General features: G+C 63.7%; 24 protein-coding genes and 1 pseudogene. 11 read left to right on the top strand and 14 right to left on the bottom strand.

Annotated elements, in window-relative coordinates; translation table 11 throughout:
• The first annotated feature begins 134 nt into the window (after window positions 1-134).
• Complete coding sequence (locus tag J2Y63_RS23550) at window positions 135-419, top strand: ArsR/SmtB family transcription factor (protein WP_435268059.1); 285 nt, start codon at window positions 135-137, stop codon at window positions 417-419.
• Between the two features lie 3 nt (window positions 420-422).
• Complete coding sequence (locus tag J2Y63_RS23545) at window positions 423-815, top strand: VOC family protein (protein ID WP_435268058.1); 393 nt, start codon at window positions 423-425, stop codon at window positions 813-815.
• Window positions 816-846: 31 nt separating this feature from the next.
• On the opposite strand, the gene scpB is transcribed toward J2Y63_RS23545, so the two are convergent.
• Window positions 847-1,515, bottom strand: a complete 669-nt coding sequence (gene scpB / locus J2Y63_RS23540; protein ID WP_435268057.1) for an SMC-Scp complex subunit ScpB — start codon at window positions 1,513-1,515, stop codon at window positions 847-849.
• A gap of 2 nt (window positions 1,516-1,517) precedes the next feature.
• Complete coding sequence (locus J2Y63_RS23535) at window positions 1,518-2,471, bottom strand: DUF1403 family protein (RefSeq protein WP_435268056.1); 954 nt, start codon at window positions 2,469-2,471, stop codon at window positions 1,518-1,520.
• Between the two features lie 125 nt (window positions 2,472-2,596).
• Between J2Y63_RS23535 and J2Y63_RS23530 the strand changes: the two genes are divergently transcribed.
• Entirely contained in the window at window positions 2,597-3,691 is a 1,095-nt protein-coding gene (locus tag J2Y63_RS23530; RefSeq protein ID WP_435268055.1) for a tyrosine-type recombinase/integrase, read from the top strand.
• 197 nt (window positions 3,692-3,888) lie between these two features.
• On the opposite strand, the gene J2Y63_RS23525 is transcribed toward J2Y63_RS23530, so the two are convergent.
• The 7 genes from J2Y63_RS23525 to J2Y63_RS23495 all read right to left on the bottom strand — a co-directional run bounded on the left by J2Y63_RS23525 (window position 3,889) and on the right by J2Y63_RS23495 (window position 11,575).
• Window positions 3,889-4,326, bottom strand: coding sequence for a type II toxin-antitoxin system VapC family toxin (locus J2Y63_RS23525; RefSeq protein ID WP_435268054.1), 438 nt, complete (start codon window positions 4,324-4,326; stop codon window positions 3,889-3,891).
• Window positions 4,326-4,568, bottom strand: a complete 243-nt coding sequence (locus tag J2Y63_RS23520; protein WP_435268053.1) for a type II toxin-antitoxin system Phd/YefM family antitoxin — start codon at window positions 4,566-4,568, stop codon at window positions 4,326-4,328. The genes J2Y63_RS23525 and J2Y63_RS23520 overlap by 1 nt, the downstream gene beginning before the upstream one ends.
• A 343-nt stretch (window positions 4,569-4,911) precedes the next feature.
• Window positions 4,912-5,859 carry a choline ABC transporter substrate-binding protein gene (locus J2Y63_RS23515; RefSeq protein WP_435268052.1) on the bottom strand — a complete coding sequence of 316 codons (948 nt, stop codon included), beginning with the start codon at window positions 5,857-5,859 and terminating at the stop codon, window positions 4,912-4,914.
• Between the two features lie 49 nt (window positions 5,860-5,908).
• Entirely contained in the window at window positions 5,909-6,739 is an 831-nt protein-coding gene (locus J2Y63_RS23510; RefSeq protein ID WP_435268051.1) for an SDR family NAD(P)-dependent oxidoreductase, read from the bottom strand.
• Window positions 6,736-7,233, bottom strand: coding sequence for an acetone carboxylase subunit gamma (locus tag J2Y63_RS23505; RefSeq protein WP_435268050.1), 498 nt, complete (start codon window positions 7,231-7,233; stop codon window positions 6,736-6,738). Before J2Y63_RS23505 ends, J2Y63_RS23510 begins: the two co-directional genes overlap by 4 nt.
• Before the next feature lie 3 nt (window positions 7,234-7,236).
• Entirely contained in the window at window positions 7,237-9,429 is a 2,193-nt protein-coding gene (locus J2Y63_RS23500; protein WP_435268049.1) for a hydantoinase B/oxoprolinase family protein, read from the bottom strand.
• Between the two features lie 16 nt (window positions 9,430-9,445).
• On the bottom strand, window positions 9,446-11,575 hold the full coding sequence (locus J2Y63_RS23495) for a hydantoinase/oxoprolinase family protein (RefSeq protein ID WP_435268048.1): 2,130 nt from the start codon (window positions 11,573-11,575) through the stop codon (window positions 9,446-9,448).
• 96 nt (window positions 11,576-11,671) lie between these two features.
• Here J2Y63_RS23495 and J2Y63_RS23490 point away from each other — a divergent pair, with 96 nt between their 5' ends.
• Window positions 11,672-12,463 (top strand): helix-turn-helix transcriptional regulator, encoded by a 792-nt coding sequence (locus J2Y63_RS23490; protein WP_256120329.1) that lies wholly within the window; start codon window positions 11,672-11,674, stop codon window positions 12,461-12,463.
• Window positions 12,464-12,480: 17 nt separating this feature from the next.
• Here J2Y63_RS23490 and J2Y63_RS23485 read toward each other — a convergent pair whose 3' ends face one another.
• Window positions 12,481-12,642, bottom strand: coding sequence for a WGR domain-containing protein (locus J2Y63_RS23485; RefSeq protein ID WP_435268220.1), 162 nt, complete (start codon window positions 12,640-12,642; stop codon window positions 12,481-12,483).
• A gap of 90 nt (window positions 12,643-12,732) precedes the next feature.
• Window positions 12,733-12,891, bottom strand: a pseudogene (locus J2Y63_RS23480) (IS6 family transposase); the annotation flags it as partial.
• A gap of 325 nt (window positions 12,892-13,216) precedes the next feature.
• Here J2Y63_RS23480 and J2Y63_RS23475 point away from each other — a divergent pair.
• Window positions 13,217-13,543 carry an SMC-Scp complex subunit ScpB gene (locus J2Y63_RS23475; RefSeq protein WP_435268047.1) on the top strand — a complete coding sequence of 109 codons (327 nt, stop codon included), beginning with the start codon at window positions 13,217-13,219 and terminating at the stop codon, window positions 13,541-13,543.
• Here the strand turns inward: J2Y63_RS23475 and J2Y63_RS23470 are convergent.
• On the bottom strand, window positions 13,533-13,811 hold the full coding sequence (locus J2Y63_RS23470) for a hypothetical protein (protein ID WP_256120327.1): 279 nt from the start codon (window positions 13,809-13,811) through the stop codon (window positions 13,533-13,535). The genes J2Y63_RS23475 and J2Y63_RS23470 overlap by 11 nt on opposite strands.
• Window positions 13,812-13,912: 101 nt before the next feature.
• A complete protein-coding gene (locus tag J2Y63_RS23465) occupies window positions 13,913-14,128 on the bottom strand; it encodes a DUF3072 domain-containing protein (RefSeq protein WP_256121451.1) in 216 nt (71 codons plus the stop codon).
• A gap of 132 nt (window positions 14,129-14,260) precedes the next feature.
• Here J2Y63_RS23465 and J2Y63_RS23460 point away from each other — a divergent pair, with 132 nt between their 5' ends.
• The 4 genes from J2Y63_RS23460 to J2Y63_RS23445 all read left to right on the top strand — a co-directional run bounded on the left by J2Y63_RS23460 (window position 14,261) and on the right by J2Y63_RS23445 (window position 16,474).
• Window positions 14,261-14,962 carry a DUF72 domain-containing protein gene (locus J2Y63_RS23460; protein ID WP_256120325.1) on the top strand — a complete coding sequence of 234 codons (702 nt, stop codon included), beginning with the start codon at window positions 14,261-14,263 and terminating at the stop codon, window positions 14,960-14,962.
• 85 nt (window positions 14,963-15,047) lie between these two features.
• Complete coding sequence (locus J2Y63_RS23455) at window positions 15,048-16,124, top strand: DNA topoisomerase IB (protein ID WP_256120324.1); 1,077 nt, start codon at window positions 15,048-15,050, stop codon at window positions 16,122-16,124.
• 45 nt (window positions 16,125-16,169) lie between these two features.
• Window positions 16,170-16,343, top strand: a complete 174-nt coding sequence (locus J2Y63_RS23450; protein ID WP_435268046.1) for a hypothetical protein — start codon at window positions 16,170-16,172, stop codon at window positions 16,341-16,343.
• Window positions 16,340-16,474 (top strand): hypothetical protein, encoded by a 135-nt coding sequence (locus J2Y63_RS23445; protein ID WP_435268045.1) that lies wholly within the window; start codon window positions 16,340-16,342, stop codon window positions 16,472-16,474. The genes J2Y63_RS23450 and J2Y63_RS23445 overlap by 4 nt, the downstream gene beginning before the upstream one ends.
• Window positions 16,475-16,924: 450 nt before the next feature.
• Here J2Y63_RS23445 and J2Y63_RS23440 read toward each other — a convergent pair whose 3' ends face one another.
• Window positions 16,925-17,053: a hypothetical protein gene (locus J2Y63_RS23440; protein WP_256120322.1), complete on the bottom strand. Its 129-nt coding sequence runs from the start codon at window positions 17,051-17,053 to the stop codon at window positions 16,925-16,927.
• Window positions 17,054-17,201: 148 nt separating this feature from the next.
• On the opposite strand from J2Y63_RS23440, the gene J2Y63_RS23435 reads away from it, so the two are divergent.
• Window positions 17,202-17,453 (top strand): hypothetical protein, encoded by a 252-nt coding sequence (locus J2Y63_RS23435; RefSeq protein ID WP_256120320.1) that lies wholly within the window; start codon window positions 17,202-17,204, stop codon window positions 17,451-17,453.
• Window positions 17,454-17,484: 31 nt separating this feature from the next.
• Window positions 17,485-17,691: a hypothetical protein gene (locus tag J2Y63_RS23430; RefSeq protein WP_435268044.1), complete on the top strand. Its 207-nt coding sequence runs from the start codon at window positions 17,485-17,487 to the stop codon at window positions 17,689-17,691.
• Window positions 17,692-17,699: the final 8 nt, after the last annotated feature.

Below are 17,699 nucleotides of genomic sequence, written 5' to 3'. Positions count from 1 at the left end.
CGGCCGAAGATCCGGGCAAAACGCTATACGAAACGGAAAAAATCCGGCCAGAAGATTGACCGAACAGTCAAAACGCCGGGCCGGTTGACATGCAATAAAATCATTGCATATTAATCCGCATGGAACCCGAGCAGATGGACCGAATTTTCAAGGCGCTGGCCGACCCGACCCGCCGGCGGATCATCGACCAGTTGCGCGCCCGGCCGGACCAGTCGCTGTTCCAGATCTGCGCCGGCGCCTTCGCCGTGGACGGCAAGACGCTGTCGCGCCAGGCGATGAGCCAGCATCTCGACATGCTGGAGGCGGCCGGCCTCGTCCGCGTGTCCTGGTCGGGCAGAACGAAGATCCACGCGCTCGACCTCGCCCCCTTGCGCGGGGCGACGCAGGACTGGCTGCAACAACACCTTCAGGAGGAATGAACCATGCGGATCTACGTGATGAGCGTGCTGGTCGACGACCAGGCGAAGGCGCTCGATTTCTACACGAACATGCTCGGCTTCCAGATCAAGAACGACGTGCCCGTCGGCGAATACCGCTGGCTCACCGTCGTCTCGCCGGAAGACCCCGCCGGCACCGAGCTGCTGCTGGAGCCGAGCGAGCACCCCGCCGCAAAACCCTTCAAGACCGCGCTCGTCGAAGACGGCATCCCCGCCGTCTCCTTCCAGGTCGACGACCTCCATGCCGAATATGAAAAGCTGCGCGACCGCGGCGTGCGCTTCACCCAGGAACCGATGGACGCCGGACCAGTGCTGATGGCGATCTTCGACGACACCTGCGGCAACCTGATCCAGCTCGTACAGATGACCGGCAAGTAAGAAGCCGGCATGGGCTGAATGTCGGTTGGTCCTATTCGTCGTCGGGATTGTCGTCGGCGGTCCCGAGCGGCACGTCCGCCGCCATTTCCTGCCGGCTGAGCAGCCCGGCATCCTCCAGCGCCTCGATGTCCGGAAGGTCGCGCAGCGTCTTGAGGCCGAAGGCGGCGAGGAACTGCCGCGTCGTCACATAGGTATAGGGCGCGCCCGGCGAGGGGCTGCGCGGCCCGGAGGCGATGAAGCCCGCCCCCCGAAGCGACGCGATCGTATCGCGCGACACGTCCTTGCCGAAAATCTTCGACAGCTCGCTGCGCGTGATGGGCTGGTAATAGCCGATCGCCATCAGCACCATCGCCTCGAACTGCGACAGGCTCGGCATCATCGAGCGGGTGGTTGCGGCAGAGGCCCGGATGGTCCCCGCGTAGCGCGTGCGCGTTCGATGCTGCCAGCCACCCGCCACCGCGACGATCTCGTAGGGCCGGTCGCCGAGGTCTTCCTTGAGGTCGTCGATCAGCAGGTCGATGCTGCAATCCTTGCCCACCACGCGGGCCAGCGTTTCGCGGCCGACGGGCTCTTCCGAGGCGAAGATCACCGCCTCGATGCGCAGCATCCATTCCCGCCAGCGCATCGGCGCCGGCAGATCCTCCAGCTCCCGGTCGAACAGCTGCTCGCTCGCCGCACTCGCTTTCAGTCGTCCGGCCATGGTCACAACCCGAAAATGCGGAACGACGAGCGCCCCGACAATTCACGCACCGCGCCAAAGCTCTCCAGCCGTTCGAACAGCCGGGTGCTCGCCCAGCGCGACAGGTTCATGCCCGGCGCCGAGGCCGCCACGGCGTCCTCCTCCAAAAGCTTTCGGATCACCGCACCGCCGCCCTTGGTGCGCACCTTCGGGGCGACTTCGACCAGCCGGTCGGCGCGGCGCGCAATGTCGTTTGCCGCGCGCAATGCCCCGCTCGCCCCCTCCACCAGCGCCAGGCAGACGGCGCGCGGGAAGGCGGGCTCGCCCGGCCGCACGCGCCCCCTGCCCCCGAGCGTCTTGAAGGCCGGGCCGTAGCGCTCCGCCATCAGCAGCGGCAGGGTGCGCGGCCATTTCAGCGTTTCGGCGATGACGGCATCGGCCAGCATCCAGGCCAGTGGCTCGGCATCCGGACGCCCGGCATGGATCGCCGAGACGAGGTCCGCGGCCGCGAAGGGCGCCGGGCGGGTCGACTGGAGCGCCGTATCCACATGGTCGACGGTCGCGGCAAGCTGCTCGTCCCAGGCGAGGCCGAGAAGATCGGCCAGTTCGGCGATCGCCTTCGACGAAAAAGCCGCCTTGCGCGACGAAATCCGCTTGAAGGCGAGCAGCACCTTGCCCGCCGGCCCCGCATCGTCCCCTGCCGCGGTCAGCAGCACCGCGTCGCGCAGCGCCGCCTCTTCCTCGTTGCGGCCCATCAGCCGAACCGCCGCCGCCGCGCAGGCCAGCGCCTGGCGCGAACGCCAGCAGCCGAGCCACACGGGCTCCGCCCGCACGAGGTCGTCCAGCGCTTTCAGGGCGATGCCGGCCGAGAAGGCCGCGTCGATCTCGCCCGGCTCGCGCCCGCGCGGCAGAGCCCAGGCGGGCAGGGGAGCAAGCGGCAGCAGGGCCGGGGCGGGTTTGGCAGCGGGCGAATCCATGCGGGTGATGTTACAGCCGCCGTGCGAGGCGCGCCACTCTTTTCCGGCAAAACCGCACGCTAGGGCACGGGGGCATAATGACGGATAACGTTGATTTATCGCTCGCCATGGGCTTTATAGAAAGAATGCCCCGAATCATCGCGCAAAACACCGAAAATCTCGCTGCCGAAGCTGATGTCCCCGAGGATGTTTCGCCGCAGGCGCCTGTGGTCGCGGAGGCCCCTGCCCTGCCCGGTCATTTGCAGGATCTCACCGATCGCGCGCGCTCCTATGTCGAGGCGGCGAGCTCCGCCAACACGCGCAAGGCCTATGCCTCGGACTGGAAGCATTTTTCCGCCTGGTGCCGGCGCCAGAACCTGTCGGTGCTGCCGCCGGATCCGCACATCGTCGGCCTCTACATCACCGCCTGTGCCTCCGGCACGGCGGCGCGCGGCATGAAGGCCAACACGGTCTCGACCATCGAGCGCCGCCTCTCCTCGCTCTCCTGGAACTATGCCCAGCGCGGCGGCGAAAGACTCGACCGCAAGGACCGCGCCATCGCCACCGTGCTCGCCGGCATCCGCAACAAACATGCCGCCCCGCCCCGCCAGAAGGAGGCGATCCTGCCGGAAGACCTGATCGCCATGCTGGAGACGCTGGAGCGCGGCACGCTGCGCGGCATGCGCGACCGGGCCATGCTGCTGATCGGCTTTGCCGGCGGCCTGCGCCGTTCCGAGATCACCGGGCTGGACCTCGCCCGCGACCAGACGGAGGACGGCCGTGGCTGGATCGAGTTTTTCGATAAGGGCCTGCTGGTGTGCTTGCGCGGCAAAACCGGCTGGCGCGAGGTGGAGATCGGCCGCGGCTCGTCGGATGCCACCTGCCCGATCGCGGCGCTTGAAACCTGGATCCGTTTCGCCCGCATCGCCAAAGGCCCCCTCTTCCGCCGGGTGACCGGCCAGGGCAAGGAGGTCGGCCCGGACCGGCTGAACGACCAGGAGGTCGCCCGCCTCGTCAAGAAGACCGCCGTCGCCGCCGGCGTCGGCGGCGATCTGTCGGAGGCCGAGCGCGCCCGAAAATTCGCCGGCCATTCGCTTCGCGCCGGCCTCGCTTCCTCCGCCGAGGTCGACGAGCGCCACGTCCAGAAACAGCTCGGCCACACCACCGCGGAAATGACCCGCCGCTACCAACGCCGCCGCGACCGCTTCCGCATCAACCTCACCAAGGCCGCGGGGCTCTGATCTTCAGGGGCAGGACCGTGCCGCCTTCCCCTTCTCCCCTCGGGGAGAAGGTGGCCCGAAGGGTCGGATGAGGGGGTGGCGCAGAGGGGCCATGCGATCTTCAGCGTCCGCGACGTCCCCCTCATGCGCCTACCGGCACCTTCTCCCCCAAGGGGAGAAGGGGATGTGGCATCGTCCTACCCCATAGGCTGCCTTGTTCACGGCAGCGGCGGCAGCGCCTTGAACGGGTCGAGCACCGGCACGCCGAGCGGCTCGAAATGGCGGATGTTACGCGTCAGCACGGTGAGGCCGTGCACCTCCGCGGTGGCGGCGATGGCGATGTCCTCGAAACCCGGATCATGGGCGCGGGCCTGGTCGAGCATGCGGCCGGCAGCGCGCGCGCAGGGGAGGTCGAAGGCCAGCAGCTTTTCCGCATAGAGATATTCGATCGCCTGCCACCAGTCGCCGAGCGCCCGCGCCTTGCTGGTGGCGCCCTCGCGCTCGGCCTTGGTGATGCCGGAGGCGACCTCCGCCGCGGTCACGACGGAGAGGAAGAGCAGAGGGCTCGCCTTGTCCAGCCAATCGACCAGCGCCCCCTCCCCGCCCCGCTTCGATGGTGCGAGCGCAGAGATGACATTGGTATCGACCAGATACATCAGAGATCGACGGCGCGCGGCGGCTTGCCGGCCCGGGCAGGAATATCGCGCTCCTCGCCCGGAAAGGCAGCCAGCAGCTGCCCGAAACTCGGCACATGCGACAGCTTCTCATATTCCTCATAGGACAAAACCACCGCCTGCCGCCGTCCATGCCGGGTGATGACCGCCGGATTCCCGCGCACCGCCTGATCCACGACCGCCGACAACGTCGCCTTGGCGTCCTTCAACTGGATTTCCCGCATGATTTTGCCTCATATGACTATAGTAGTCATATAGCGCGGGCAAGAGTATAGGACAAGGGCGCTGTTGCACGGAGGCACCCCCCTCTGTCCTGCCGGACATCTCCCCCACAAGGGGGGAGATTGGATGGAGGCGCGGGCATTCCTTCATCTGCGACGGTAGTGATTAGCGGGACGTAGCCACGATTCGATCTCCCCCCTTGTGGGGGAGATGCCCGGCAGGGCAGAGGGGGGTGTTGCTGGCACGCGCGGATTCAACAACCCGCAGCCCCTGAAAAGCCAACGACTCCACCGAAGAGGCTGGATTCAAGACATCCTCTCACCCAGCCCCCCCCCAAAAAAACCATCACCCGTTGAGCAACCCGCCCACCGCCTCCGCCGCCGGCTTGCCGTCGATCGTTGTCACACCCTCCAGCCACGGCGTCACCGCATCGGGATGCGCCTTCAGCCATTCGGTTGCAGCGGCTTCGGCGTCCTTGCCGTCGTTCAGGATGGCGCCCATGATTTCGTTTTCCATGGGCAGCGTGAAGCGCAGGTTGGTGACGAACTTTGCGACGTTGGGGCATTCGGCCGCGTAGCCGGCGCGGATGTTGGTGTAGATGTCGGCGCCGCCGTAGTTGGGGCCGAAATAGTCGTCGCCGCCGGAGAGATAGTCGATCTCAAAGACCGAGTTCATCGGGTGCGGCGCCCAGCCGAGGAAGACGATCCACTGCTTCTCGCCGATCGCCCGGCCGACTTCCGCCAGCATGCCCTGTTCCGAGCTTTCGATGAGCTCCCAGTCGGCGAGGCCAAAAGCCTTCTTGTCGATCATCTCGGTGATCATGCGGTTGCCGTTGTTGCCGGGCTCGATGCCGTAGATCTTGTTGCCGAATTTGTCCGCGAATTTCTGGAGGTCGGCGAAATCCTTGACGCCGGCATCGGAGACATATTTCGGCACGGCGAAGGTATATTTGGCGCCCGTCAGGTTCGGGCCGAAGACCTCGATCGACTTGTCTTCGAGGAAGGGCTTGCGGTCGGCCTCCATGCTCGGCTGCCAGTCGCCGAGATAGACGTCGATGTCCTTGTTCTTCATGCTGGTATAGGTGACGGGAATGGAGAGCAGCTTGCTCTCCGGCGCGTAGCCCAGCGCCTGCAGGATCGCCGAGGCGACGGCGGTGGTCGAGGTGATGTCGGTCCAGCCGACATCGGAGAAGCGCACGGCCTTGCAGCTTTCCGGATCGGCCGCATGCGCGGTGGCGAAGGTCGAAAGCAGTCCGGCAGTCATGGCAAGCGTCATTACGATGTGTCTTGGCATTTGCTGTTCCCTTTCTTTCTTTGTTTTGGTCTTTAAAGCAAAAGGCGGCTCACCAGAGTGCGCCGCCCGAGATCTGTATGTTCTCCATGGTGATGCCCCTGGCCCCCTCCCCCGAGAGGAAGACGGCAAGGGCGGCTATTTCGCTCGGCTGGATGATGCGGTTCTGCGGGTTCTGCCTTGCGATATCGGCCATTGCGTCCGTGAGCGTGCGGCCCCCGCCCTCCCGGTCGAGAACCTGCTGGACATTGCGGCGCATCAGCTCCGTCTCCACCCAGGTCGGGCTGATCATCACCGCCGTCACGCCATGCGGCGCGCCCTCCAGCGCCACGCAGCGGGTCAGGCCGAGCAGGCCGGATTTCGAGGCGCAATAGGCGGGATTGTCCTTCCAGCCGACGGTCGCCGCCGTCGAGCCGATATTGATCACCCGCCCCCATTTGCGCGCCATCATGCCCGGCAGGTAGGTCCGGATCATGCGGAAGGCGCCGTTGAGGTTGGTGTCGATGATCTTCAGCCACAGCTCGTCCGAATGGCCGCTGACCGGCTGTTCGGCCGTGGTGCCTGCGGCATTCACGAGGATATCGGCCGGCCCGCAGGCTGCCTCCGCAGCAGCGGCGAAATCGGCGATCGCCGCGCTGTCGCGCACGTCGAGATGCCCGGCATGCACCCTGGTGCCATGCCGGGCCAGTCGTTCCCGCACGCTGACGATCTCTTCCGGGTCCGGATAGGCGGCGGCGTCGCCCTGCCGCCCCGCCGCCTCGCGCACGAAGGAGCCGACGGCGACATGAGCGCCGGCCCCGGCAAGGGCCTCGGCGATCGCCAGCCCCTGCCCCGTCAGCCCGCCGGTAATGACCGCGCTGCGGCCCTTCAGGTTTTCCGTCATGCCGTCTCCTTCAAGGGTGTGCCCAGCCAGTCCCTGTAGAACCCTTCGAGGTCCGGCTGGAAGTCATGCACGATGGGATAGCCGGGCGCTGCCGCCTCCACCTCGTGCAGGTGGGCGCATTGCGGGCAGAAGAATTCGCGGATTTCCATCCATTCCGGGTCCGGCAGGTCGGAATTGGGGTAGATCTCGCGCAGGCTCTCTTCCGTGTCGCGCACGCTGATCACGGCGTTGAGCTTCCAGTTCTTGCGGTAATCACCGAAGGAATGGCCGCATTCGCAGCGTGTCACCCGCCCCTCGGCGCTGTCGCAGATGAACAGCCGGTCGCCGACGGGCAGCAGGATCGGGTCCTCCCAGGCCACGCGATCCTGCAACACGCTGATATATTTGGCAAAACGGTCGTCGTCCTTGTAGGCGCTCATGATGCGGCGGGTCTGCGGCCAGGGCAGCGTGCCATCGACCAGTTCGCGGATGGTTTCCTTGGAATAGGCACTCATGGCTCACTTCTCCCCGGCAAAGGCATAATCGGCGTCGAGACCCCAGAAGTCCTTGAATTCCCGGGTGAATCTTGGCGAAAGCTGCATCGCGCTGCGATACATCCGCGTCACTTCCAGCGCAAAGTCCTGTTTCTTCACGCGCGTCGCCTCCCTAGCGATCCATTCGGAGACCGGAATGGCCTTGGCGAGCCGCGCCTTGCGCATCTCGGCGCGCCGCGCCACGGTGGCGTCGATATCGGCCAGCGGATAGCCTTCCTCGTCGTCCTTGAGGATGATGCCGAAGACCTGCTCGGCCGCCTCGCGGGTGAGGAAGCCGTTTTCGACATCCCAGGCCGTCTTCACCGGGTCGCGCTCCAGCACGTCGCCGAAGCCGCCGCCGCCATTATAGGCATGGCTGAAGATGTCGCCGGACTTGTGCGGCTTGGTGATGTAAGGCCCCTCCTCGAAGACTTGCTCGCCCTTGTAGCGGCGTTCGAAATCCGAGACGAGTGGATCGGTGCCCGGCGTGTGCGCCAGCGCCTCGCCCTTGGCCGCCTTCTCGAAGATGTCGGAGCCGCGCACGGCATGGTGCTTTTCGCAGGTCGGCGCGGGGTAGCCGCCGCACAGGCCGCCATTGTCGAAGACGCGGGAGGAATGTTCCGAGGTGACAAGGCGCAGATGCTCCGTCTTGTTGATCAGCCAGGTGGAGGCGAAGGCGCAGCCGCCGCGATATTTGCCGGCACCGCCGGAATTGGGCACGATCGAGCGGCCGATATAGACCATCGGCATGTTCTGTTCCCAGATCTCGATATTGCCCATGTCGGATTCCGGGTTCCAGCCGACATAGGCGGTATCCAGCCCGTCCTTGATGGCGAGCGCGCCGGAGCCGGCGGCAGCGCATTCGAAATGCGCCATGCCGAACTGCGTGCCGTACTGGCTGGTGCCGCCCATCTCGATCATCGGCGAGTTGACCTGCCCGACGAAGGCCTCCTCGACAAAGCCGCGGGCGATGAAACCGCGCGACAAGAGCCGCTGGAAGACGCCGTAGGCGGGAAGCAGCAGCGCCCAGGAGGTGGCGGTGGCGGCCATCTCGTTGTCCGGGTTGGTCCAGGTGCCGTGCGGAATGTTGATCTCGGTCGCCATCCAGGCGCCGTCATTGACCAGGCCCTCGAAGTTCATATGCTGGGTCAGCGTCACGAACATGCCGCCATCCATGCCGGCCGGCGTGCAGTTCATCGAGTGATAGCCCCAGGGCTGGGTGCCGTCGAAATCCATGCGGATCTTGCCGTCGGACTTGATCTCCATCTCGATGGGGATGTTGTAGAGCCAGTTCGGCGGCCCGAGCGGCTGGAAGCCCGGCTTGCCCTCCGTGACATGGCCGTAGAAGGTGTGGCCGCGATAGATGCCGGGCACAGTGAGCTGGCGGGTGCGGGCGAGCTGGGCGCGCCTGCCCTCCTCGATGAACTCCTTGGCAAGCCGCTGCCAGTATTCCAGCCCGACTTCGGAGATGAGCTGCTTGACGCTCTCGCGCATGTCGATGCAGGCGGCGACCTTGGCCTTTTCGTCGAGCACCCAATAGATCGGCATGCGCAGGTTCCGCTCGCAGCGGATGACGTAGTCGCGGCGGATCTCGTCGTTCTCGCCGACCTTTTCCGCGCAGACGAACAGCCCTTCGGTGAAGCGCTCCTGCGCCAGGCACACGTCGCCGCCCGGCGTGATGCCGCCGGCCTCCAGCTCGTGGCAGACAGCACCCGCCCAGCCGACCAGCGTGCCCTCGTAGAAGATCGGCACGACGTCCATCACGTCCGGCACCTGCACGGTGCCGATGAAGGCATCGTTGTTGGCGAAGATATCGCCGTCGCGGATGCAGGGGTTTTCCTCGTAGCCGTTCTTGATCATCCATTTGATGAAGCGGCTCATCGTGTGCACATGCACCATGATGCCGTTGGAAAGGGCGATCGCGTCGCCCTCCGGCGTGTAGATGGCGACGACCATCTCGCCCACTTCCCGCACGCCGGGGGAAGCGGAGATGCGCCGGGCCATTTCGCGCGCCGAGACGCAATAGGCACGCAGCTTGGTGTGCAGCGTCTCGAATTTCAGCGGGTCCTGCCGGCGCAGCGTCAGCTCGGTGATGCCGTCGTAGCAGCCGGTTTCCTCCATCAGCCGTTCGGATTCGAGGAGGCGTTCGCGAAGGGGATTTGCGGTTCTGTCCAGCATGGTTTCGGTCTCCCGCTCAGGCGTGAATATAGTGGAGCAGCGTCCACTCATCGATGAAAACGCGGTCGTTCGGATGCACGACGAGCGTGGTGGCCGGATGCTCGATGATGGCCGGGCCGGTCACCTCGTGGCCGGGTTCGAGCAGGTCCATTTCGTAGAGATTGGCCTTGTGCCAGCGCCCGCCGATATAGGCCTCGCGCGTGCCCTTGTGGGCGGATTGCGGATTGGCGGTGCCGAGCGGCCGGCGGATGAGCGTCGGCTTGATCTTGTCGGCCGTGGCGATGACGCCGAGCTCCATCAGCGAGAAGCCGGCCTCGCCATATTTCGAGACGCGGTGGTTCGCCTTGGCATAGACCTCCTCGAACTGGGCAAGCACGGCGCGCATGTCGTCTGCCGAGTTGACAGCTGGCAACGGCGCGATGACCTCGACGTCTTCGAGCTGGCCGGTATAGCGCGCCATGAAGAAGGGCACGGTCTTGATCTTCTCGCGCGCATGCCCGTCGGCGAGCATTTCATCGACCGCGGCCCTTTCGAGATCGCTCCAGACCCTGGTGATCTGGGCGCCCGCGGCAACGAGCCGGTCTTCCGTGGCGCGGGCCGAAATGTCGATCTGGGTGGAGACCGAGTGACGGCGCATGTAATCCGCCGTGGTGCAGCCGAAGGCGGAGAAGCCGGCGGCGAACTGGAAGGTGATGATGTCCTTGAAGCCGATGCCCTTGGAGCAGCCGGCAAGATGCAGCGGGCCGGAGCCGCCATAGGAGAGCAGCGTGAATTCCGACGGGTGGATGCCCTGGCCGGAAATGACGCGGCGCAGCGCATTGTTGGCATCCGCCTCCAGCATCTCGATCATGCCTTCGGCCGCTTCCTCCACGCCGACGCCGAGCGGGTCGGCGCATTTCTCCTTGAAGGCGGCGCGCGCCTTCTCGACCTGCAATTTGACCTTGCCGCCGAGGAAATAATCCGGATTGAGCCGGCCGAGGATGGCGTCACAGTCTGCAATGGTCGGCTCGGTGCCGCCGCGGTCGAAGCAGATCGGTCCCGGATCGGAGCCCGCACTTTCCGGCCCGAGCGAAATCTTGCGGGTCAGCGGATCGACCTTCAGGATCATGCCCGCACCGGCGCCGATCGTATCGAGATGCAGCGTCGGGACGTTCAGCTTGAAGCGGTCCATCAGCGGCTCGTTCTCTATGCGGGTCTGGCCGCGCGAGATGACGCCCATGTCGAAGGAGGTGCCGCCCATGTCGGAGCAGATGAGCGAGTCATTGCCGATCAGCTTGCCGATATAGGCCGCCCCGAGAATGCCGCCGATCGGGCCGGAGATCATCGTCTCGTGCAGGCGAGGGTGGTTGATCGAGGTCAGCCCGCCGAAGGAGAGCAGCGTCTGCACGCCATATTTGAAGCCGTACTTCTTCGACGCATCCTCGATGCCGCGCAATTGCTTGCGGCCGCGTGACGTCGCATAGGCCTCGATCAGCACCGAGTTCAGCCGCGACTGTTCGCGGATGACCGGGCGCACCTCGTGGCTGGTATAGACGGTGATCTCGGCGCCCGCCTTTTCGACCTCCTCGCGGCAGATTTCCGCGATGCGCTTCTCATGCACCGGGTTCACATGGGAGAAGATCGTCATGATGCAGATCGCATCGACCTTGTCCTTGATCAGCGCGCGGGCGGCCTTCACCACGTCGGCATCGTAGAGCGGCAGCACGACATCGCCGAAATGGTCGATGCGTTCCGTCACGCCGTGCGTGCGCCGGCGCGGCACGAGGGGATCGGGGTGATGGTGGGTGACGGCGTGCAGCCGGTCGGCATAGGAATAGTCCGCCCAGGCCTGCAAGCCGCGGCCCATCAGGATCATGTCTTCCATGCCCTTGGTGGTGATGAGGCCCAGCCTGCGGCCGGTGCGCGACAGCAGCGTGTTGAGCATGCCGGTGCCGGAATAGAGCACGACGTCGACGCCGGAAAACAGGCTTTCCAGCGAAATGCCCCAGGCCTCGGCCGCGTCAAGGGAGGAGGCGACAAAGCCCTCCGCCTCGTCTTTCGGCGTCGTTGCCGCCTTGCCGATCTTGAAGTGTCCATGACGATCGACGAGGATCGTGTCGGTCATGGTGCCGCCCGCGTCGATGCCAATCACAATCGGGTTTTCCAAGTCCTTGCCCTCCGAGACTTTCGATGGGGGAAGACTAGGCTCGGGCAAGGGCGGGGCGCCATATGCCGAAAGGCACAATGACGGCGGGGCAGGGGGATGCTAGATCAGAGCATGCGCGCAGAGTTTTGGCAGAACCTTGCCGTCGCGATCGCCGCGACGGGAACGGACGAGCACGTCGACCGGCTGATCGACATGATCGGCGCCGTCGTCTCGCCCGACCTCATCACCGTCACGCGCTATTCGGCGACCCGCCGGCCGGAATTCGTCAAGCACCGCGGCTATTCGGAAGAGATGGTCGCGCGGTATCTTGAAACCTACTATGTCTTCGATCCCTTCTACGCCCATTGGCGCGGCGAGCGGCGCACCGGCATCGTGCCCCTGAAGAGCCTCGCCAGCGACCGCATGAAACGCGGCCGCTACATCGCCGAGTTCCTCGCCCAGTCGGAAATCTGCGACGAGATCGGCGTGCTGCTCGAAGACGGCGACGACTGGTGCCTCGGCATCTTCCTCGACCGCTCGCGCCAGCCTTTTCGCGATGCCGATGTGGACCTGCTGAACGAACGCTTCTCCGTCTTCGCCGCCCTGCATGCGCTCGACACCAAAACCCGCCAGCCCTCCTACAGCCGCAGCGCCACCCCCACGGCGCCCGGCGCCGTGCCGGCCAACGGCCCGGTCATCGCCGCCGCCCTCTGGCCGGAACTGTCCGCCCGCGAACTCGAACTCGTCGAGCTGGTGCTGAACGGCCACCCCACCGCCACCATCGCCGCCCGCCTCGGCATCGCCTCCGGCACGGTGAAAAACCACCGCGCCCGCATCTACGAAAAACTCGACATCACCACCGAGCGGGAGTTGTTCCTGCACTTCTTCCACCGCAGCCAGCCGCATTGACGGGATGTTGACAGGTGTCAACAATCCCCGACCGGCACATACCCCCGCCGGCGCTTCCGCATCGCCAGCCGCTCCGCATCCCGCCACGCTTCCGCCAAACTCCGCTTCGCCTCCACCCGCTCGCGGGAAAAGACGCCGATGCGGCCCCATTCGCGCACCAGCAGCGCCGTGCCGAACAGGTCGCGCGTCCAGCCGGTAGAAGCGCTGCATGTGGCATCGTCAACTTAACGGCAACGAGGACAGGCCATGACGCCGGCCGAGTTTGTCGGTCACGCGCGGGCGATTTTCGCCCACAGTTTCATCGCCGAGGAACGCAATTCGCGATGATGGCCGGAGATGTCGTGGCGGAGGATGTAAAACAAGTTGGCAATCGGGTCATGGATGGAGACGAAGCGTTGTAGATGCCGCCTCGTCTTGAAGCGTTTCATAGTGCAAGATTATCGGTTATGTAAGGAAGGTGTCAATGCGTGCAGTTTTGCGTTTGTATGCTGGCCTAAACCGCGCGTACCGTTTAAGCTTCTCGGTATGGATCCGCCCGGTCGATACGTTACGACGACGCCGAACTAGTCGCCCCGCCTGCCAAGCTGGGCACGGCCGCGAGCACACGATCTGACCGAATCCCATGCCGCCTTCGCCGCCGGTCTTGCCCGCAGGCGGCTGGCACCATCGAACGCGTTCGCGTGACCGGCCGCGATACGGGTCTCAACTGCTCCAAGGCGGGGCGCGGCAACGGGGGCGTCGGAGTTCAAGGTGATGGTGCTGATGGCGGTGAGACCTTTTCAGCCGGTCGACCGCCGACAGCTGTCGAGGATTTTTGGCAAGGAAGTCAGCGGCGACACCATCGCCGATCTACGCGGCGCGGGTTTCATCGGTTCCGGACCGCCTCGTCCGACGCCCGGGGCGCCGTACACCTACGTGACAACCCCCCATTTCCTCTCTGCTTTTGGCTGCTTAACCTGCCTAACATCGAGGCGCTCGAGGATACCGGCCCGCTCAGCCGACACGCAGTTAAAAAACGAAATCGCCGCCTCGGAAGGCGGGGAGAACGGGACGAACGACGAGTCGTCGTTTACTGAGTGATGCCGGCCGTTTCAATCCGCTTGGCCATCAGCGCTGGACTGACTAGCATCGCTGTGGAGGCTAGCGCCATCGACAGGCCGAGCTTCATCGGAAACAACAGCAACTGATCTAATAAAGGGCCATTGGAGTGGGAGACCGCGGTGCTGCTTACGGTCTCCTGGAAAGGCTGTACGACCGTCTCGGCGGCGTCTTGCACCTCTGCGATGTTGACAGGTTCAATACCGGCAATGCCTGTAGGAATCGGTTCACCAAGCTTCAGATCTGACATGGTTGCGTCCTTTCGCGGTTGACGATCGATAAGTGCTGCAGCGCACAAAAGTTCCGTGTAGCACCCCACGCCATACACCATCTGCTACCGGCGGCTGCGCGTCACTCCAGGTCGAGTGACTTCTTGAGTTCGTCGATCCGTTTTGACGCTTCGGCCTTAGTCAGGTCCTCGGCGTAGGCATCGGGCTGATGCGCCTGTTCCGACAGTGTCTTCAGATAAGAGCGCTGAGCGCCGGTCATCGGCTCGTCGCCGCTGACCCAGTCGTCTGGATCTTTCTGTGTGTTGGACGAGGTATCGGTTTTCGGGTTTTCACTCATAAGGTTCTCCTGGTTTTGTTCTGCAAACGTTCTTTTGTGGCCGATGGTTCCGGTGGCTGCTCAGTCGCTGCATGGAACTCCGCTGTCGGCCCCTCGTTTCGCTTGCGCATTCGCAAGTCGAGGAGAAGACGATTGCCGATCATCGCCACCGCCGCCTGGTCCATCCCGAAAAAGGTGGCCGACCGGTTTGCGCAGGAAGGAAGTGGCCTCACCCGATATGCATCGGTGTTCGATGGCGTCGAAATCAATTCGACCTTCTACCGTCGGCACAAGGCATCGACCTTCGCGCTGTGGGCGCAATCCGTGCCGGACAGCTTTCGGTTTGCGGTCAAGATCCCCAAGGACATCACCCACACCCACGCGATGAAAGACATCGCCGAGCCGTTCGGCACCTTCCTTGAAGATATTACGCCGCTAGGCGAGAAACGAGGACCGCTGCTCTGCCAGCTGCCGCCGTCACTGGCCTTCGACGCGGACGCGCTCGACAGCGCGTTCAATACAGTACGGAATGCCGATGACGGACCGATCGTGATTGAGGTACGCCACACGAGCTGGGCGTCGGCCGAGGCACGGGATCTGCTGAAGAGCTACGCGATCGATCGAGTTCTTGCCGATCCGGCGCGGGTCTGGCCGACGGAGGATTTCGACACACCGCCAAAATACGTTCGTCTCCACGGCAAGCCGAAGATCTATTACTCGAGCTATACCGATGAGGAGATCAGGCGTTTCTCAGACCTGTTGGCGGCGGATGGCTGGTGCGTGTTCGACAATACCGCCTCCGGGGCAGCGATCGAAAACGCGCTGACGATGGTAGATTTCCATCTGAAGCGATAGCAGATCGCCGCAGCGAGAATGGCAGTGATCGAAGAGATTAAGCTGACGTGAAGGAACAGCATAATTCTCCGGGAGTTATGGCGAAATGAACCAGACCCTCACTGAAATCGACACGATTGCCGCGGAAGCCAAACTGGCATCAGGCTTGGTGTACGTTCCTGGATTAGAGACCGGCATCACCCGTAAGTGGGGCGCCAGAGGTTTCATGTACTACCGACCGGACGGGCGACGGATCACGGAAGCTGCCGAGATCTCTCGATTGAACGCCTTAGCGATACCGCCGGCCTACACCGATGTCATCATTTCAACTAACCCGTTTTCTCATCTCCAGGCGATCGGCAAGGATGCACGGGGCCGTCGCCAGTATCGTTACCATTCTGACTGGCACGCGCATCGTGGAAAAGCCAAGTTCGAACGGCTCACCGACTTCGCCGATCGCCTGCCAGACCTCCGTGAGCGGGTTGAGATAGATTTACGCTCTCGCGGCCTGACAATGAATAAGGCCTTGGCTACCGTAGTGTGGATGCTCGACAACCTGTACATCCGCGTCGGTAACGCCGCGTATGCAGAGGCGAACAAGTCATATGGAGCGACGACCCTGCGCAACCGCCATGTCAAGGTCGAAGGTGGGAGCCTTAAGTTCCGCTTTAAGGGGAAGTCGGGCAAGGAATGGAACCTTTCTCACAGCGATCGTCGCATTGCCAACGTCGTCCGAAAGCTCCAGGAACTGCCCGGCCAACACCTATTTCAATATGTTTGCGATGAGGGCGAATGCAGACCTATCTCTTCGCACGACGTGAATTCATATATCCGCGAAATCACCGGCGAGGAATTCAGTTCAAAGCAATTCCGGACATGGGGTGCCACCTGCATGGCGGTTGAAGCCCTTGCTTCGCTTGAGGTCGCAGCGACCAAGCGCGACCTTGCTCGCCAACTTAACGAGGCGATTGATGGAGTCGCTTCGAAACTCGTGAACACCCGCTCGGTCTGTCGCTCCTCGTACATCCATCCGGCGGTGTTCGAGGATTTTCAATCTGGAATGCTGCACGATGTGCTCAAGCTGAAGACCAGGAGCGAGCGGCTTCAACAGTGGCTAGACGAGGAGGAAATCCGCGTTTTACGTTGGCTTAAAAAGCGTTCTGTTGCTTCGAGCTCGACGTAACAGGCAACGTACGGCGAGATTATTTTCTGTGAGGCCAGCCATGACATGCGCGCGCCGAAGCATGAGCTGACCATCGCCCGCTACGTTTCGAAAACCCGTCGCTGCATCGCGGCGCAGCCGCCCGGCTGGGCGCTAACCCAGGGCGGTATCCGCAGCCTGAGCCGCTACAACGTCGTCGCCGGGCAGGCGTGGCCTGCAAAAGATCCGGGGCGCCGATGAGAACCAAGAAGCCGTGGCAGGTTGATGCGGCCTTGGAAAGGAAGGGAGAGGTCGGCGATGAGGGCGCCAGCGCGTTCGACGCCGAGCTAGCCGAAATTGATGCGGTGCCGCACGCGGGGAAGCCGCGTTGAAGAAGCGGCCGCGCCCGCAAGCCTGTCGCGGGATCGGGACGCGTTTGTATTTGATCTCGACTGGACGAGGATGCGCGGCTGAAGGAATGGCGTGCCCAGCTGAACCAGTCCGATCATTTGCCGCCGATGCTGTAGGCTGTTGTCGCACTGACGCCTGGAACACCCTCGAGGTGCTGCAGCCGACATGAAAAACGCTATACGCAGGCAATTGAAGTCGCCGGCGGCGAGCCAACCGGCATGAGGCGAAAGATGAGACGACTGCGATGGAGGGGCTGCTCAAGAAGTTGCCGCTCGGCATGCCGATGATCGATCCGCGCGACGTCGCGCCGATGGTACTCTTCCTCGCCTCGGACGAAGCGCGCATGGCGTCTGCAGGCGCCTATTCGATAACAGCCGGCGACAGCGCCAACATCCAGAGCTGTCGAGCGCGTAAGTGCAGTTTCTGGAACTCTAGAACGGCGAGGCCGTCAGCAGCACCGCGATCGGCACGCTGATCACCGATGCGGTCAGTGCTATCATCGATACCGCCTTAATCAATTGCGCCCGCCGTGCACGGCCCGCATCCCATTCATACGCCATACTCGTGTCCTCCGGGCGAGCAATGAAGCATTCGCGCTATCAGGAGTCTAGCCCGTTCTTACGGCTCCAAAGGAGGGGAAAATCGCCATAAACAGGTCCGGCGTTGCCGGCGACGAAACCTACCGGCAGAAGCGGCGTTGTCCGGTCTATGGCAACTCATTCCAAGGTGACGATGGTGAACCAAGGCACGACAACGACAGACGGTGAGCTGCGCAGCACCATCGATGAGAAGCTGACCGCTTTCATGCACGAGATGCAGGAGGCTGGCTGGGGCGCCGAGGACGTCGCCTTCGCGATTGACGTCGTCTTGAGGGAAAGGTGGATCGACCGAGCCCTGGCGCATCGGGCCGCCCGAGAAGAGCTTCCGAAAGACTTTGTTTCCGATGGAAATGAAGGCTGACCCATCTCGGCGCATTCGAAAGGAATGATCCATGGCAACAAGGTTTCAGGTTATCGCGCTGAGCTCGGTAGACCCCTTCGGAGAGGACCGGCGTGACGAGCCGACACTGCTCTATCCGGATGCGCTGAAAACCGCGCAAGCATTGAAGGCTCAGGGGAAGGCGTTTCGCGTCTTTGCAGATGGGGTTTCGACCGACGACCAGTGGCGCGCATTCCGCGAGCTCGGCGGCGTGGAATAGCCGACGTT

Source organism: Shinella sp. BE166, from assembly GCF_051201095.1.
Classification (GTDB): Bacteria; Pseudomonadota; Alphaproteobacteria; order Rhizobiales; family Rhizobiaceae; genus Shinella; species Shinella lacus.
This window is presented reverse-complemented; position numbering and strand designations above follow the sequence as displayed.

Excerpts from the sequence above, each read along its gene's own strand:
- J2Y63_RS23550 (WP_435268059.1), top strand. The coding sequence starts at position 135 with ATGGACCGAATTTTCAAGGCGCTGGCCGACCCGACCCGCCGGCGGATC.
- J2Y63_RS23545 (WP_435268058.1), top strand. The coding sequence starts at position 423 with ATGCGGATCTACGTGATGAGCGTGCTGGTCGACGACCAGGCGAAGGCG.
- scpB (WP_435268057.1), bottom strand. The coding sequence starts at position 1,515 with ATGGCCGGACGACTGAAAGCGAGTGCGGCGAGCGAGCAGCTGTTCGAC.
- J2Y63_RS23535 (WP_435268056.1), bottom strand. The coding sequence starts at position 2,471 with ATGGATTCGCCCGCTGCCAAACCCGCCCCGGCCCTGCTGCCGCTTGCT.
- J2Y63_RS23530 (WP_435268055.1), top strand. The coding sequence starts at position 2,597 with ATGCCCCGAATCATCGCGCAAAACACCGAAAATCTCGCTGCCGAAGCT.
- J2Y63_RS23525 (WP_435268054.1), bottom strand. The coding sequence starts at position 4,326 with ATGTATCTGGTCGATACCAATGTCATCTCTGCGCTCGCACCATCGAAG.
- J2Y63_RS23520 (WP_435268053.1), bottom strand. The coding sequence starts at position 4,568 with ATGCGGGAAATCCAGTTGAAGGACGCCAAGGCGACGTTGTCGGCGGTC.
- J2Y63_RS23515 (WP_435268052.1), bottom strand. The coding sequence starts at position 5,859 with ATGCCAAGACACATCGTAATGACGCTTGCCATGACTGCCGGACTGCTT.
- J2Y63_RS23510 (WP_435268051.1), bottom strand. The coding sequence starts at position 6,739 with ATGACGGAAAACCTGAAGGGCCGCAGCGCGGTCATTACCGGCGGGCTG.
- J2Y63_RS23505 (WP_435268050.1), bottom strand. The coding sequence starts at position 7,233 with ATGAGTGCCTATTCCAAGGAAACCATCCGCGAACTGGTCGATGGCACG.
- J2Y63_RS23500 (WP_435268049.1), bottom strand. The coding sequence starts at position 9,429 with ATGCTGGACAGAACCGCAAATCCCCTTCGCGAACGCCTCCTCGAATCC.
- J2Y63_RS23490 (WP_256120329.1), top strand. The coding sequence starts at position 11,672 with ATGCTAGATCAGAGCATGCGCGCAGAGTTTTGGCAGAACCTTGCCGTC.
- J2Y63_RS23475 (WP_435268047.1), top strand. The coding sequence starts at position 13,217 with ATGGTGCTGATGGCGGTGAGACCTTTTCAGCCGGTCGACCGCCGACAG.
- J2Y63_RS23470 (WP_256120327.1), bottom strand. The coding sequence starts at position 13,811 with ATGTCAGATCTGAAGCTTGGTGAACCGATTCCTACAGGCATTGCCGGT.
- J2Y63_RS23465 (WP_256121451.1), bottom strand. The coding sequence starts at position 14,128 with ATGAGTGAAAACCCGAAAACCGATACCTCGTCCAACACACAGAAAGAT.
- J2Y63_RS23455 (WP_256120324.1), top strand. The coding sequence starts at position 15,048 with ATGAACCAGACCCTCACTGAAATCGACACGATTGCCGCGGAAGCCAAA.
- J2Y63_RS23450 (WP_435268046.1), top strand. The coding sequence starts at position 16,170 with ATGCGCGCGCCGAAGCATGAGCTGACCATCGCCCGCTACGTTTCGAAA.
- J2Y63_RS23445 (WP_435268045.1), top strand. The coding sequence starts at position 16,340 with ATGAGAACCAAGAAGCCGTGGCAGGTTGATGCGGCCTTGGAAAGGAAG.
- J2Y63_RS23440 (WP_256120322.1), bottom strand. The coding sequence starts at position 17,053 with ATGGCGTATGAATGGGATGCGGGCCGTGCACGGCGGGCGCAATTGATT.
- J2Y63_RS23435 (WP_256120320.1), top strand. The coding sequence starts at position 17,202 with ATGGCAACTCATTCCAAGGTGACGATGGTGAACCAAGGCACGACAACG.
- J2Y63_RS23430 (WP_435268044.1), top strand. The coding sequence starts at position 17,485 with ATGGCAACAAGGTTTCAGGTTATCGCGCTGAGCTCGGTAGACCCCTTC.